This window comes from Hymenobacter sp. IS2118 (genome assembly GCF_000715495.1).
In the GTDB taxonomy this organism is placed as follows: domain Bacteria; phylum Bacteroidota; class Bacteroidia; order Cytophagales; family Hymenobacteraceae; genus Hymenobacter.
The window spans coordinates 1-13,430 of the sequence record NZ_JNLX01000011.1 but is presented as its reverse complement, the minus strand read 5'-3'; the positions used below and the strand labels follow the sequence as shown (position 1 = coordinate 13,430).

Sequence of the window (13,430 nt, the reverse complement as noted above, 5' to 3'; positions counted from 1 at the left end):
TTTTCCTTTTCTGAAGACTCAAACACACAACGCCTAAAACGCTTTTTCAGGCCGGCTGCCGGGCTTCACCACTGGCACGCCGGCGGCGCACAAGGGGCAGCTCTCGGGGGCAAAGGTCGCGGCCTGCACCTGCAAAAGCGCAAAATGCGGAAAATCCAACCCGCCGGTGCCGCCGGTGCGGTCAATCAGCGAAGCCACGGCCAGCACTTCCGCGCCCATTGCGCGCAGCACCTTAGCCACTTCCAGCGTGCTTTTACCAGTAGTCACCACGTCTTCGGCGATAACAACTTTTTCGCCGGGCTCAATCGTAAAACCGCGCCGCAGAACCATCAGCCCATCCGCGTCGCGCTCGGTGAAGATGCCGGGCACGCCCAGCTGCCGGGCCAGCTCGTAGCCAATCACCACGCCGCCCATGGCCGGCCCCACTACCACATCGGGCTGCAAACCGGCCGCTTGCAGCTGGCCGGCCAGCGCGGCGGCGGCCGGCGCGGCCAGCTCCGGGCGGCGCAGGAAACGGGCGCACTGCACATAAGTATCGGAGTGCAGGCCCGACGAGAGCCGGAAATGCCCCCGCAACAGGGCATCTTCCTGCCGCAGCTGTTGCTCCAGCAGCTCGGCATCGAGGGCGATGGGCGGGGCGAAGGGTTCGGTGGTTTCAGTCATTTTAAAAAAATATGCCTAGATGCAAGCTTGCTACGTCCAGGATTTCTAATGCACTATTTCCGGGTCTAAACCTTTTTTGAAATACTCCTCTGGTATGGTTCGCACCTCCATTCGAATTCCATTTTCCGCACCTTCCAATTTCTGCGCTGTGCTCATATAGCCAAACCAAACAGCAATATGTTCCTCTGGAACTTCTTCATCAGCTAAGACTTGACCACTTAGTCCAACAACCACGCACGGAGTGTCATCATAAAAATTTAAAATATCACCCAGCTTAAATGCGCCTTCCATATCAGTGCTAGTTTAAGTTTTAACTACACGGAATTCGTTGATTTGGTCCTTCAGCTCGCGGGCGGCGGCTCCGGCATCGGTTGCCTGCCAGATTCCCCGCGAGGAGTTGATTAACAAGCCGCTGCCATCGGTGCGCAGGCCGGCGCGGAGCGTGGCCGAGAGGTCGCCGCCCTGCACGCCGATGCCTGGCACTAGGAACCACTGGTCCGGGCAGGCGGCCCGCAGCTTGGCCACGGTAGCCGGCTCGGTAGCGCCCACCACGAGGCCGACGGTCGATTCAGTCATTTCCTCATCCATGAGCTTGGCCAGGCGGGCCGCCCAGTCGCTGATGGAGCCGCCGCGCGTCATGGCCGCATCCTGAAGGCCGTGCTGGGGCTTGTTGGAGGTTTTGGCGAGCGAGAAAACCACTTTGCCGGGCCGGGCAAAGGGCCGGATGGTATCGTCGCCCATGTAGGGGTTCACGGTCACGCCATCGGCGCCCACCACGTCGTAGGCGAAGCGGGCGTACTGCTCGGCGGTGTTGGCGATGTCGCCAAACTTGCCGTCCAGAATTACGGGAATGTCCGTGGGGATATCGCGCACTGTTTGTTGGAGCAGGGCCACTCCGTTTTCACGGCTCAGAAAGAACGCAAGATTGGGTTTGAAAGCCGCCGCGTGGGGCGCAGCTTCGGCAATGACTTCGCGCAGGCGACGGGCCACGGTGGCATCGTCCCCGGTCGGGTCGAGGCCGACGCAGAGCAGGGAATTAGCAGTTTGAACGCGGGCAATGAGCTTTTGCATGGAGTGGAAAGTTGAGGAAGAAGGTAAAAGGCAGAATACTTACAGACCGTCATGCCTCGGCTGCGCTCGGCGTCACGGTCTGTATTCAGCGCGCAACAGAATCATTGTGCGTTACCTCGGCCGCCAGGCGCGCCGCTAGGCCCGGCGACAGCCATTCGCCGCTGGCCACCTGCACCGCCTGTGCTCCCACGCGCAGGTAGTCCTGCACGTCGCGCAGCGTAAATATGCCACCCGTTCCGAAAATGGGCAGCGTCAGGTTGGCGTCATTGGCCAGCTCCCACACGCAACGCTGGGCCAGTGGGCGCAACGCCTCGCCCGAGAGGCCGCCCACCAGTGGCGCGGCGGCGCGGTCGGTGGGTAGGTGCAGCACTTTTAGGGTATTGGTCGCGGCCAGGGCGGTGGCCCCGCCTTCCTGCGCGCCCAGAGCCAGACCCCGGATATGGTCGGGCCACGGCGGCAGCTTCACAATCACGGCCGCGTCGTCGCGCAGCTCGTTGCGCACGGCCTCGGTGGCTTCGCGCACGAAGCGGGCCGTCACGTCGGCTCCCGCCCCGCCGGGCGGCACCGTAATGTACACTTCCAGCCCGGCCAGCTGCTCGCCGGCCTCGCGCTGCAGGTAGCGCGCAATTTTGCGAAAGCCCGGCACGCCCGGCGCGGTGATGCTCACAAATACCGGGACGCCGAAGCGGCGCAGGCGCGGCAGGTGCTCGTGCACCAGCAGCTCGGCCCCTTCGATGTGCAGGTCGGTACGGTTGAGCAGGGTTTGGTCGGCCACTTGCAGAATACCATCGTCGCCGGGCAGGCCGGGACGGGGCTCCATGGTCACGGTTTTCGTAAAAATTGCGCCCAGCTGCTCGTAGCCCTCGCCGTTGAGTTGCCACGGGGCCGCCGCCAGGCACACCGCATTCTGTAACGTTATGGCTCCGAGCTTCATATCAAATGCTTTTTATGTAAACTATTAGCTATTTGCGGTTGGCAACCAGCTCTTTTTCAAGCCAGCAGCCAACGAATATAATAAGCCGTTGGTGAGCGAACGATTGATTCAAACAGCGCTGCAGCACCGGCGTAACTACCATATTTATCCGAATCAGCCGCGCATAAAAAAACCGTTTCGAATCACGAAACGGCGGCGGGGCAACAACCAGAAAGAATGAGCTGCAAACCAGCAAAACCAATGAAGGCCAAGACCTTGCGGTCTCGTTGCGGGGCTGCAGGCAGCGTTCCGCACTTCATCAACTGGTGACTGGGTTGAAGCACGATGCAAAATTACGGAATCATTTCGCCAGGCAAATTCCCGGTAATAATAAGTTTTCATCGCGCGGAAGTTTTGAGAATTTTTCACCCCCTGCTTTCTGCGATTCGAAGGAGATAGCCGGGATTTTTAAGGGCCGGTGCGGGCAAATATTTTTCCAACAAAATTTCGCGCTTGCGCTGCACTCGCACAGCGCCGTAACTTTGACTGTTGGCTCCGCGCCGAAAGCCTTTGTGGCTTGGGCGGCACGAAAAAAGCCCGTGGTACTCGCCTGAGTACCACGGGCTTTTTTCGTGCCAGCCGCGTTTAGCTGGTCGGGCCGTCGTCCACGCGGGCCTCGATGGTGGCTTGCACCGCGCTGCTCACGGCCGAAAGCAGGTCGTAGCCCGTGGCCGCCTCAATGGCGTCGATGGAGGTGCGGTAGCTGCCCCAGGCGGCGGCCAGGGTTTGGTTGTTGGGCGTGTTGATGGCGATAACCCGGATGCTGCTGGTCACGCGGCTGGCGTCGGCACTGCCTTCGGGCAGCACCACTACCACTTTCCAGCAGTTGCTGGGCACCGCGATGTTGCCGCCGGCAATGGTGGTGGCGTAGCCGTTGGTGCCGGTGCCGCCGCTGCCATAGCTCCCGCAGATGATGTAAAGCTCGTTGCCCTGGCTCACGAGGGTGCGGCAGTAGTTTTCGAGGCCCACCCAGGTGCGCTGGTTGTTATTGGCCGCCTGCGGCATCATGTTGGTCATCAGAAACGTGGCCGAGTTGTCGGCCACCGAGCCGGTGCGGTCGGCGCTGGGGCAATTGTGGCCGCGGTCGAAGCCCGAGCCGGTGTAGCTGCTGCTCGTGGCCCGAAACCAGCCGGCGGGCAGCTCGGCGTCTGCGGCAAAATTGTCCTGGCGGGGTGCGCTGCCCAACCAGGCGCGGCTCAGGTGCCAGCTCACCCAATTGGGTTTGCCCTTGTCGCGGTGATACGACAGGGCAAACTGCGACTTGCTGAGCAGGTAGTTGGTGTAGTTGGTGGGGTTGGTGGTGGCGCCACTGGGGTTGCCCAAGGCCAGGTGGCCGTCGCGGGTAGCGTCCGGGGCCAGGCCGGGAACCGGGGCGGGGGCGTCTTTTGCGCAGCCGCCCGCCAGGGCCAGCAGCAGCACGAGGCTGGTTATTCGAAAAACAGAAGGCTTCATTTAAGTAATTTCAAAGTCAGGGCAGAGAAAACGAGCACCTTGGCGCATTCGGCGCCTGACGGGATGCCATCACTCTCCGGCCGCTCTCAGACGCCGAACGCGCCAAGGCGCGTTCCTACAACAATTCGGTTCCTGACGGGGCGTCCCCGCCATAGATTGGGAATTGCAGCGACAAAGGTCACATGCAGAACGGATTTTTGGCTTGGCCGGTGGGTGGCATGGGTGGCCGCACAATTATGAATCGCATTGCCAAAAACATATACAGCCTATTAATCAGCTGCTTGAGCCAATTTTTAGCTTACGCTAAAAATATTTTTAGACTAACCTAAAAATCACTCGTACTTTTGTCTGGGCGAGCTGCTGACGCGAGAAAAGTTCTCGGGATTGTGCAGCCGCTTTTGACTTCTATGTTTAGTAAGTACCTGCTGATTCTATTGTTACTCTTGCCGCTGGCGCTGCAGGCCCAAACCCTGACTGGGCAGGTGCTGGACGCGGCCGGCCGGCCGGTGCCCTTCGCCAGCGTGGCGGTGCCGGCGCTCAACCAGGGCACCACGGCCGACGAAAGCGGCCGCTTCGCGCTCTCCGGCCTGCCCGCTGGCGCGCAAAAGCTACAGGTGAGTGCCGTGGGCTACGCTTCGGCCACGCCCGGCATCACGCTGCCCACCGATAAGGTGTTCACCATTCGCCTCACGGCCGAGGGCAGAACCCTGGGCGAGGTGGTGGTAACAGGCGTGGGCCGGGCCACCGAAATCCGCCGCTCGCCGGTGCCCATCGCGGCCTTGTCGGGTAAGGAAATCCGCCTCAATGCCAACGCCAACGCCATTGATGCCGCCGTGCGCGGCATTCCCGGCCTGAACGCCGTGACCACGGGCCCGAATATCAGCAAGCCCTTTATTCGGGGCCTGGGCTATAATCGGGTGCTGACCATGTTTAACGGGCTGCGCCAGGAAGGCCAGCAGTGGGGCGACGAGCACGGCCTGGAGGTGGACGGCTACGGCGTGGACCGCGTGGAAGTGGTGAAAGGCCCGGCCAGCCTGCTGTATGGCTCCGATGCCGTGGCCGGCGTAGTGAACCTGATTCCGGCCCTGCCCAAAGGCCCCAACGGCGAGCTGCACGGCGAGGCCCTGACCGAGTACCAGGGCGTGAACGGCATGATTGGCAACTCGCTGGCTTTCAATTACCAGAAAAATGGTTTCCAGGCCAGCGCGCGCGGCAGCCACCGCCTGGCCCGCGACTATAGCAACGCCGTGGACGGCCGCGTGTACAATACCGGCTTTGCCGAAACCCAGCTTACCGGCATGGTGGGCCTGAAAAAGGACTGGGGCGGCGTGCATCTCTGGCTCACGAGCTACGACAACCGCCAGGAAATCCCGGACGGCAGCCGCGACTCGCTCAGCCGCCGCTTCACCCGGCAGGTGTTCGAGGCCAATGCCGACGACATCAAGAACCGCCCGCCGGTGAGCGACGAGGAGCTGCGGAGCTACCGCATTGCCGACCTACGCCAGCGCATCCAGCACTACCGGGCCTTTGCCACCAGCGAGGTGCGCCTGGGCACCGGGGAGCTGCGCCTGCTGCTGGGCATGCAGCAAAACCACCGCCAGGAGTTCAACCACCCCACCGCCACCAATCAGCCGGGCCTGGACCTCCAGCTCACCACCGTGAATTACCAGGCCAGCTACCTGCTGGCCCCCACCAACGGCTACGAGCTAACGCTGGGCGCCAACGGCATGAGCCAGAACAACCAGCACCTGAACGCTACCGACTTCGCCATCCCACCCTACCGGCTGTTCGACCTGGGTGGCTTTGGGGTTTTGAAAAAGACCTTTGGGGCGCTGGAACTTACCAGCGGCCTGCGCTACGACGTGCGCCAGGTGCGCTGGGACGACTTTTACGTGGCCCCAAACCCCGCCACGGGCTTCGACGCGGCGGCTGGGCCGGCCACGCCCGGCGCCAATTTGCAGTACCCCAGCTTCCGGCGCAGCTACACGGGGCTCTCGGCCAGCCTGGGCGGCAGCTACGCGCTGGGCGAGCGACTGGTGCTGCGCGCCAACATCGCGCGGGGCTACCGGGCGCCCAACGTGCCCGAAATCGGCTCCAATGGCCTCGACCCTGGTGCGCACATCATCTACCTCGGCAACCGTGACTTCACGCCCGAATTCAACGTGCAGCAAGACCTGGGCCTGCTTTATAAAGCGCCGGATGTTGAGGCCAGCGTGGAAGTGTTTTACAACCGCGTCGACAACTTTATTTACCAGGCCCGGCAGTACGATGCCAGCGGCCAGCCCCTGCGCGATGCGGTGGGCAACTCGACCTATAAATTCCAGCAGTCGGCGGCCAACCTCTACGGCGGCGAAGTCGCGTTCAACCTCCACCCCACGGCCCTGCCCTGGGTGAGCCTGCGCACTGGCGCAGCCCTGGTCATCGGCCTGAACGAAAACGCTGAACTGCGCGAGCAGGTGGGCGACGCCGGCCGCTACCTGCCCCTGATTCCGGCCGCCAACTCGCGCTCCGAGCTGCGCCTCACAGTGCCCGAGCGGGCTGGTGGCCGCCTCACCGGCAGCTACTTCCGCTTCACGGCGGATGCTACGGCTGCCCAAAACCGCTTTTACGCCGTGGATGGAGCCGAAACCCGCACGCCCGGCTACGTGCTGTGCGGGGCCGGCGTGGGCACCACGCTCCGCACCAAAGCCGGCCGCGAAGCCGTGCAGCTGGTGCTGCAGGCCGACAACCTGTTCGACGTGGCCTACCAGGCCCACCTCAACCGCCTGAAATACTTCGAATACTACACCGCTTCCCCGACTGGCCGCCTGGGCATCTTCAGTCCCGGCCGCAACCTGAGCGCCAAAGTGGTAGTGCCATTTTAGGCTTGGTGCCAGGCACCGAATGCAGCGCAAAAAGCGCTTCACGGCGCGTTTAAGAGCGGTTTCCTATCCTTTTATTTGACCGTTATCCAGCGGGCGGCTAAGGTGATGAAATGGCCGGGCACCCGCACCGCCACGACCTGAGCACCTGCTTCGACGCCCTGTAGTGCCTGTGCATTACCAACGCCGACAAGGTCGGCGGGCCGGACAGTAAGCATTTCCGGCAAGACTTCAAAAGCCCGAAAATCAAGAAAATGGACTGCCTGATAGAACTTGTTTAGGCGCGTGTGACAGACAGCGGCTTTTAATATTGTGCGCTACGCTCCACCTTGCGAAAAGACCCGGCGGCACTTGTGCTGCCGGGTCTTTTTGTATTCAACTGGCAGCAATTGGGTGGGTCCTATGATAAGATTATAGTTACCAACAGATAGTAAGCAACTGATTGCCTTATTTATTTTAAACAATTGGTTGAGCTTATCTTGCGCGCTCTGCTGCAAGTTTTCCAAGTACAAACGTGAAGCAGAGCGTCGGATTTCTGGTATTCACCAGCGGACGTCCTTAGAATATCCGGCTAGGCCAGAACCATTGAAACCGACCAACCGCCAAATTACTCGTCTCGATGAGGGCGCGGCTTCGAAACACATTGGCTATATATTAATCAAGCCCCATTCGCCAGCGCAACACCATGACCAGCTGAGAATAAAACCCACCGCTCCCGTTTAAAACCACGGCTGAATAACGGTTGCTTTGGTGCGGTTTTCGGCCGAGGGGCGCGGGCCTACGTTTAAGGCTTCGCGGGCAGGCTCATCGGTAGCACGTCGAAAGCCGGAGTTTGCCCCTACATTGATTTTCGCACATCTTTTAATGATTGTTTCCCAACACTATTTTGCCAACGCCGTCGGTTCCGTCGACTACGTGCCCGAAGACGGTTACCTGCACCTGTCTTGGTCGGGCGCACCCATGACCGGGCCGGAGTTTCGGGCCCTTTACGTACATGCCCACAATCTGCTGCGGCGTTATCCGCTACGCGGCATTCTGGCCGACCACCGCTCCATGCCAGTCGCGCCCGACGATGCCGACCGCGAGTGGCTGCTAAACACCTGGCTGCCGGGCGTGATTGAGGACACGCATTTTGAGCGCTACGCCGTGGTGCCAACCTTGGAGCCCGCCCATCGCCTGCACACGCCGGCCGTGGCCGAGCAGCTCCGCCGCGTGGTGACAACGGTATTTTTTGAGGAGGTTCCGCCTGCCGTTGATTGGCTACGGACCGACCCGCTGGTAGTACCCGACCCCATTTAATAGCCGCCTGATGTTGGCCACTCTCTGGCGCTTTTTGCGCATCCGCTTTCTGCTCACGGACGATATGGCCGACCCGGCCGAAATAGAGGCCGATGTAGAGGCTGGTATTTCCTTCCAGGGAGCCAACCTGTGGATTCTCATTTTCGCCATTCTGGTGGCCTCAGTGGGCCTGAATGTAAATTCTACGGCCGTCATCATTGGGGCAATGCTGATTTCGCCGCTCATGGGTCCCATCGTGGGCATTGGCTACGGGGCCGCCACCATGGAGCTGGCCCTGATGCGGCGTGGGGCTAAAAGCCTGCTCACGGCCACGCTGCTCAGCCTGGCCGTGTCGGCGCTCTACTTCTGGCTTACCCCCCTCACCGATGCCGGCTCCGAGCTGCTCTCGCGCACCCAACCCACTTCCTGGGACGTGCTCATTGCTCTCTTTGGCGGAGCGGCCGGGGCGGTGGGCCTTACCCGGCGCGAGCACGGCAACGTGATTCCCGGCGTGGCCATTGCCACGGCGCTCATGCCGCCGCTGTGCACGGCGGGCTACGGGCTAGCCACTGCACAGTGGGCCTACTTTGCGGGTGCGCTCTATTTATTCTCCATTAACTGCGTGTTTATCAGCGCAGCTACGTTTTTAGTAATCCGCATCCTACCCATTCCTCAACACGAGTTTGCCACGGTGAGCGGGGCCCGGCGCGTGCGCGTCACCATTTGGGCACTCACGCTGCTTACGGCCGCGCCTAGTGTGTACCTGGCCGTGGGCATCGTGCGCGACGGCACTTTTACCCACAACGCCCAGAAGTTTATCGAAGAGCAGCTGAACCTGCCCGGCACCTATGTCGTCACCTCGCGCATCGGGCCCACCGACCGCACCCTCAACGTGCTGCTGGCCGGCCAGCGACTCTCGGCTGTGCAGCTGCGGGCTGCCCGCACCCAGCTGCCCCGCTACCGTCTCAACGATGTGCAACTCACCGTGCGCCAGGGTGTGTCCCTTGTCGATTCGGCCGATGCCAACGCCTTGCGCGTAAGCCTGCTCGAAGACGTGCGTAGCCGCCAGGAGCTAACGCAGGTGAGCTACGAAGGCCGCCTGATGCAGCTCCAACGGCAGGTAGCCCTCGCCGACAGCCTGGCCGCGCACCGCCTGCCACCGGTGGCGGTGCTTTTGCGCGAGGTGCAGGCCGAGCACCCGGGCGTGCGCCAACTGGGCATTACCCGCCTCGTGCAGCCCGCCGCCGACTCGCTGCGGGCGGATACCACGGTGGTGGTTGCCCTGCGCGTGCGGCGGGCCCTGCCCGCCGCCGAGCAGCAGCGCCTGGCCAATTGGCTACGCGTGCGGGCCGGGGGGCGCCAGCTCGTGCAGCTACTCGTAACCCCCGATGCCCTACCCCGCCTCGTCAGGCCGTGAGGCCGAGACACCGGCATAAGCCCGGCCCTGTTGGTTCTCAACAACCATAATCTGCTCTCGCCGTTTATTCTTGGAGTGGATAGTTTGGCTTAAACCTCACCCCTGGTATCCCTTTTTCATGAATTCTATTATCTCCCTTGCCCGTATTGCTACCATTGGATTGGTGCTCAGCGGTTGCTCACTGGTCCGTTCGGCCAGCGACGACGTGAATTCTTCTAACCCTGCCGTGGCCTTACAAGCCCAAAAAATTGTGGACCTACAACAGCAGGTTGATGCACAAAAAAAGGTGGTGGAAGACCAAAAGAGCCTGACCGACAACGAAAAGAAGAAACTTGATGGCCTGACCCAGCAGCTCGATGGTGCCAAACAGAACCTGAAGGGCATTAAAACTCAGGCCAAAGCGCAGTAATCACCCAATAGCCGGCCAGTAGCCAGGGGTCCGGCAGCGACTTTTACTCACGGCAGGTTAGCAGAGAGCACTGGTGGCCTCATTGGCGCCTGTTAGACGGTAGCAGACCTACCCAGCCCGTAAGCTTGCTATGAAAATTCTCCTCACCGGGCTGCGTTACCTACTGATTGTCGTAGTTGGGCTGGCTCTGCTGCTGACACTGGTTTCGTTGGTGCCTTCCGACGTCTGGTGGGTGCAGGTGCTGGGCTTTCCCCGGCTTCAGACCCTGATAGTACTGGCCCTGGGGCTGATGGGGTTGTTGATGCTGAGTTGGCCGGCGCGACGGTGGCTGTTGGTAGCTGGTGGACTGGGCCTGGCGGTGCAAGCTTTTTTTCTGTGGCCCTACCTGCCTTTTTCTCCCAAAGCAGTGCCCGATGCCCATCCCAACGCAACCGGGCGGCTGCGAATACTGGTGATAAACGTGCTGATTACCAATAGGGAAGATGCCCGCCTCCGCCAACTGGTGAGCGCGGCAAAACCCGATGTGCTGCTGGTGCTGGAACCTGATGCCTGGTGGGCGAAAGCCCTACGCCCCCTGCGGCGAGCGTACCCCTATCGCATCGAGCAGCCCCGCTCCAATGCTTATGGTATGATACTCTACTCGCGCCTGCCGCTGGACAATACGCAGGTAGAGAACCTGCTCCAAGACGGCGTACCGTCCATTCGCACGGGCTTACGGCTGCCCGATGGCCGGCAAGTAACGTTCTTCGGCATTCACCCCACACCGCCCATTCCCGATACCTACCCCGATGGCGTGGGACTACGGGGTGTGGCCTTGCGGAAGGTAACCAAAGCGGTGCAGCAAAATGAGTGGCCCACTATTGTGGCCGGCGACTTTAATGACGTGAGTTGGTCGAGCACCATCCATCAACTCACCCGCGATGGGGGACTGCACGATGTGAGCCGTGGGCGTGGTCTGTACAATACTTTTAGTGCCCGCTCGCTGCTGATGCGCTGGCCACTTGACCACTTTTTCGTCAGCGAACCGTTTCAGGTAGTGGAGCTGGTGCGGTTGCCCGATGTAGGCTCCGACCATTTTCCACTTCTTATTGAACTGGCCCTGCCCGAAGCACAACCCAACCGCTGACCAGCACACCTGTCAAAAATCAGTTTTCCAACCTACTTATCCCCCACACCTGATGCCTACTTTTCCTTCCACTACAGCCTTGCTGCTAAGCTGCGCCCTGGCTTTCACCGGCTGCCAATCGGGAACCGAAACCCCGGTGGCTACCGACCTGAACTCGGCCAACCCGGCCGTGGCCGAACAAGCCCGTAAAGTTCAGGAATTAATGACTCAGATAGAGCGCCAGAAAGCGGTTATCAAAACCGAAGAAACCAAGCTCACCGCGCTGCAGCAGCAGCTGGATGGGTCAGTGGAAAACCTGGACGGTATCAAAAAGGAGATTCAGGCCACGCCGTAAGATATTTGTTCTCAGCTCTTAGTTGTCATTTCTGCGCACTGAAAACAGACAACTTATCTGAGTAAACTGACCCGCTGAATTGCAGTAGTTTTTGGGGCGTTTGGTTGGCAACCAGGCGGCCTTTTTTTCGTTTGCCCCCTTCACGCTTCGAACAGATGGATTTTTCAATTGCCTGGCAGAAAATGATTCAGATGGGCCGCGACTTCATGTCCGTGCTGCCCAATCTGCTCATCGGCATCGTGGTGTTTGTGGGCTTCATTTTCGCGGCGCGGGGCGTGCGGTCGCTGGTAGAGCGGCTGGTGCAAAACCGGGGCGAAAGTCAGAGCCTGAAAGTGCTGCTGAGCCGGTTGTCCTACGTGCTGACGCTGATTTTTGGCATTTTGGTCACGGTCACGATTATGGTACCCAGCTTCACACCGGCCAGCTTGCTAAGCGCGCTGGGCGTGGGCGGCGTGGCCATTGGCTTTGCCTTCAAGGACATTTTCCAGAATTTCCTGGCCGGCATCCTGCTACTCATCACCGAGCCGTTCAAAATCAACGACCAAATCAAGTACAAGGACTTTGAGGGCACCGTGGAAACGATTCAGACCCGTGCCACCACCATCAAAACCTACGACGGCCGCCGGGTGGTGATTCCCAATGCCGAGCTATTTATCAATGCCGTGACCGTGAATACGGCCTATGACAAGCGCCGCCTGCAATACGACATTGGCATCGGCTACGGCGACGACATTGCCCAGGCCCGCCAGCTTATCATCGAAGCCATGAAGGGTGTGGACGGCGTGATGGCCGACCCCGCGCCCGAGGCTTTGGTGGTGGAGCTGGCCGGCAGCAGCGTTAATATCCGGGCCCGCTGGTGGATAAACCCGCCGCGCCGCGCCGACGTGATGGATGCGCAGGACCGGGTGCTCGAAGCCATCAAAAACACGCTCACCGCCCACGGCATCGACCTGCCCTTCCCCACCCAGCAAATTCTGTGGCACGACCAGACGGAAGCCACCGACGGCGACCGCAAAAGCCAGCGGGAAGGCTGGCCCGCCGGCCAGGGCGACGTGCCCCCGTCGCGGGCTGCGGTGCGGCAAAAAGCGCAACTGGAGCAGGCGGCAGAAACCGGCGAGCAAGCCAAAAACACCCCCGAATAAGTAGGCGGCAGTGGCACTATCTCGGCGGCCTGGCCGTTGGTTTTACTTGCCTGGATGCGCGTTGGCAATATCTGCCTCGGGTTATCTTTATACTGCTGGGCTAATTTCCCGTGCTCGCCGTGACCCGACTTTCTGCCTTTTTCCTCGTTGCGCTCATGCTACTCCAGACTTTGGGGCGAGAGGTGCTCGTCCTGGATTATCAGCTCAACAAGGTCCGCATCACGGAGCTGTATTGCGTGAACAAGGCCCGCCCAAAGCTGCACTGCAACGGCAAATGCTACCTGATGCAGCAGCTGCGCCAAGCCGATAGCTCCGATAAGAAAGCGCCGGCCGGTACCACCGCCAAAGTAAAATACGAAGTGCTTCCGCAGGCGGCTTTCCGCTTCGTAGCTGGCCCGCTAGCGCGCCGGGCGCTGGAGGCTGGGCGCTACCCGGTACTGGTTCTGGCACGCGCGGCAGCGGTTCCGGAAACGGGCGTATTCCGGCCGCCCCTGGCCTGATTGCAGGCCCGCTGCAACCGGAGTTTTCGGTAACAGAATGGGCTGGCTATGCCGTGCCCGCCTCGCAGCTGCTCGCGCTAAAGGACATTCCGGTGGGCGACTACCAGTCCGTCAGCTTCACGGTGGGCGTGGACAGCGCCCGCAACGTGGCCGGGGCCCAAACCGGCGCTCTGGACCCCAACAACGGCATGTTCTGGACCTGGA

Annotated in this window: 15 protein-coding genes; 9 read left to right on the top strand and 6 right to left on the bottom strand. The window is 60.9% G+C overall.

The window, feature by feature from the left end; genetic code table 11:
• Positions 1–33: 33 nt before the first annotated feature.
• The 5 genes from pyrE to GM79_RS00875 form a co-directional block, all read right to left on the bottom strand.
• Positions 34–663: an orotate phosphoribosyltransferase gene (gene pyrE, locus GM79_RS00895; protein WP_051718334.1), complete on the bottom strand. Its 630-nt coding sequence runs from the start codon at positions 661–663 to the stop codon at positions 34–36.
• Between the two features lie 45 nt (positions 664–708).
• Positions 709–954: a hypothetical protein gene (locus GM79_RS00890; RefSeq protein WP_035557697.1), complete on the bottom strand. Its 246-nt coding sequence runs from the start codon at positions 952–954 to the stop codon at positions 709–711.
• A gap of 12 nt (positions 955–966) precedes the next feature.
• Positions 967–1,734 (bottom strand): orotidine-5'-phosphate decarboxylase, encoded by a 768-nt coding sequence (gene pyrF, locus GM79_RS00885; RefSeq protein WP_035557694.1) that lies wholly within the window; start codon positions 1,732–1,734, stop codon positions 967–969.
• Between the two features lie 85 nt (positions 1,735–1,819).
• Complete coding sequence (locus tag GM79_RS22570) at positions 1,820–2,668, bottom strand: dihydroorotate dehydrogenase (RefSeq protein ID WP_051718333.1); 849 nt, start codon at positions 2,666–2,668, stop codon at positions 1,820–1,822.
• 624 nt (positions 2,669–3,292) lie between these two features.
• Complete coding sequence (locus GM79_RS00875; protein ID WP_035557692.1) at positions 3,293–4,159, bottom strand: DNA/RNA non-specific endonuclease; 867 nt, start codon at positions 4,157–4,159, stop codon at positions 3,293–3,295.
• A gap of 407 nt (positions 4,160–4,566) precedes the next feature.
• Here GM79_RS00875 and GM79_RS00870 point away from each other — a divergent pair, with 407 nt between their 5' ends.
• Positions 4,567–7,023, top strand: a complete 2,457-nt coding sequence (locus GM79_RS00870; RefSeq protein WP_051718332.1) for a TonB-dependent receptor — start codon at positions 4,567–4,569, stop codon at positions 7,021–7,023.
• A gap of 71 nt (positions 7,024–7,094) precedes the next feature.
• On the opposite strand, the gene GM79_RS25230 is transcribed toward GM79_RS00870, so the two are convergent.
• A complete protein-coding gene (locus GM79_RS25230) occupies positions 7,095–7,238 on the bottom strand; it encodes a hypothetical protein (RefSeq protein ID WP_161787086.1) in 144 nt (47 codons plus the stop codon).
• Between the two features lie 646 nt (positions 7,239–7,884).
• On the opposite strand from GM79_RS25230, the gene GM79_RS00865 reads away from it, so the two are divergent.
• From GM79_RS00865 to GM79_RS26305, 8 genes are all read left to right on the top strand, one after another.
• The gene (locus GM79_RS00865; RefSeq protein ID WP_035557689.1) at positions 7,885–8,319 is read left to right on the top strand and encodes a hypothetical protein; all 435 of its coding nucleotides are present in this window, start codon (positions 7,885–7,887) and stop codon (positions 8,317–8,319) included.
• Between the two features lie 10 nt (positions 8,320–8,329).
• Entirely contained in the window at positions 8,330–9,715 is a 1,386-nt protein-coding gene (locus GM79_RS00860; RefSeq protein ID WP_051718331.1) for a DUF389 domain-containing protein, read from the top strand.
• A 118-nt stretch (positions 9,716–9,833) separates the two neighbouring features.
• Positions 9,834–10,124: a hypothetical protein gene (locus tag GM79_RS00855; RefSeq protein WP_035557686.1), complete on the top strand. Its 291-nt coding sequence runs from the start codon at positions 9,834–9,836 to the stop codon at positions 10,122–10,124.
• Between the two features lie 130 nt (positions 10,125–10,254).
• Entirely contained in the window at positions 10,255–11,250 is a 996-nt protein-coding gene (locus tag GM79_RS00850; RefSeq protein ID WP_051718330.1) for an endonuclease/exonuclease/phosphatase family protein, read from the top strand.
• A gap of 52 nt (positions 11,251–11,302) precedes the next feature.
• Positions 11,303–11,584, top strand: coding sequence for a hypothetical protein (locus tag GM79_RS00845; RefSeq protein ID WP_152559759.1), 282 nt, complete (start codon positions 11,303–11,305; stop codon positions 11,582–11,584).
• Positions 11,585–11,739: 155 nt separating this feature from the next.
• Entirely contained in the window at positions 11,740–12,726 is a 987-nt protein-coding gene (locus GM79_RS00840) for a mechanosensitive ion channel family protein (protein ID WP_035557680.1), read from the top strand.
• Between the two features lie 155 nt (positions 12,727–12,881).
• The gene (locus GM79_RS22565) at positions 12,882–13,226 is read left to right on the top strand and encodes a hypothetical protein (RefSeq protein ID WP_152559758.1); all 345 of its coding nucleotides are present in this window, start codon (positions 12,882–12,884) and stop codon (positions 13,224–13,226) included.
• Between the two features lie 53 nt (positions 13,227–13,279).
• The coding region (locus tag GM79_RS26305) for an MbnP family protein (protein ID WP_316930094.1) at positions 13,280–13,430 on the top strand (151 nt) is incomplete at its 3' end.

Bases quoted from the DNA above. Each gene is read 5' to 3' on its own strand.
- GM79_RS00875 (WP_035557692.1), bottom strand. From the start codon at position 4,159: ATGAAGCCTTCTGTTTTTCGAATAACCAGCCTCGTGCTGCTGCTGGCC.
- pyrE (WP_051718334.1), bottom strand. From the start codon at position 663: ATGACTGAAACCACCGAACCCTTCGCCCCGCCCATCGCCCTCGATGCC.
- GM79_RS00870 (WP_051718332.1), top strand. From the start codon at position 4,567: ATGTTTAGTAAGTACCTGCTGATTCTATTGTTACTCTTGCCGCTGGCG.
- GM79_RS25230 (WP_161787086.1), bottom strand. From the start codon at position 7,238: ATGCTTACTGTCCGGCCCGCCGACCTTGTCGGCGTTGGTAATGCACAG.
- GM79_RS22565 (WP_152559758.1), top strand. From the start codon at position 12,882: ATGCTACTCCAGACTTTGGGGCGAGAGGTGCTCGTCCTGGATTATCAG.
- GM79_RS00890 (WP_035557697.1), bottom strand. From the start codon at position 954: ATGGAAGGCGCATTTAAGCTGGGTGATATTTTAAATTTTTATGATGAC.
- GM79_RS00840 (WP_035557680.1), top strand. From the start codon at position 11,740: ATGGATTTTTCAATTGCCTGGCAGAAAATGATTCAGATGGGCCGCGAC.
- pyrF (WP_035557694.1), bottom strand. From the start codon at position 1,734: ATGCAAAAGCTCATTGCCCGCGTTCAAACTGCTAATTCCCTGCTCTGC.
- GM79_RS00855 (WP_035557686.1), top strand. From the start codon at position 9,834: ATGAATTCTATTATCTCCCTTGCCCGTATTGCTACCATTGGATTGGTG.
- GM79_RS00865 (WP_035557689.1), top strand. From the start codon at position 7,885: ATGATTGTTTCCCAACACTATTTTGCCAACGCCGTCGGTTCCGTCGAC.
- GM79_RS00845 (WP_152559759.1), top strand. From the start codon at position 11,303: ATGCCTACTTTTCCTTCCACTACAGCCTTGCTGCTAAGCTGCGCCCTG.
- GM79_RS22570 (WP_051718333.1), bottom strand. From the start codon at position 2,668: ATGAAGCTCGGAGCCATAACGTTACAGAATGCGGTGTGCCTGGCGGCG.
- GM79_RS00860 (WP_051718331.1), top strand. From the start codon at position 8,330: ATGTTGGCCACTCTCTGGCGCTTTTTGCGCATCCGCTTTCTGCTCACG.
- GM79_RS00850 (WP_051718330.1), top strand. From the start codon at position 10,255: ATGAAAATTCTCCTCACCGGGCTGCGTTACCTACTGATTGTCGTAGTT.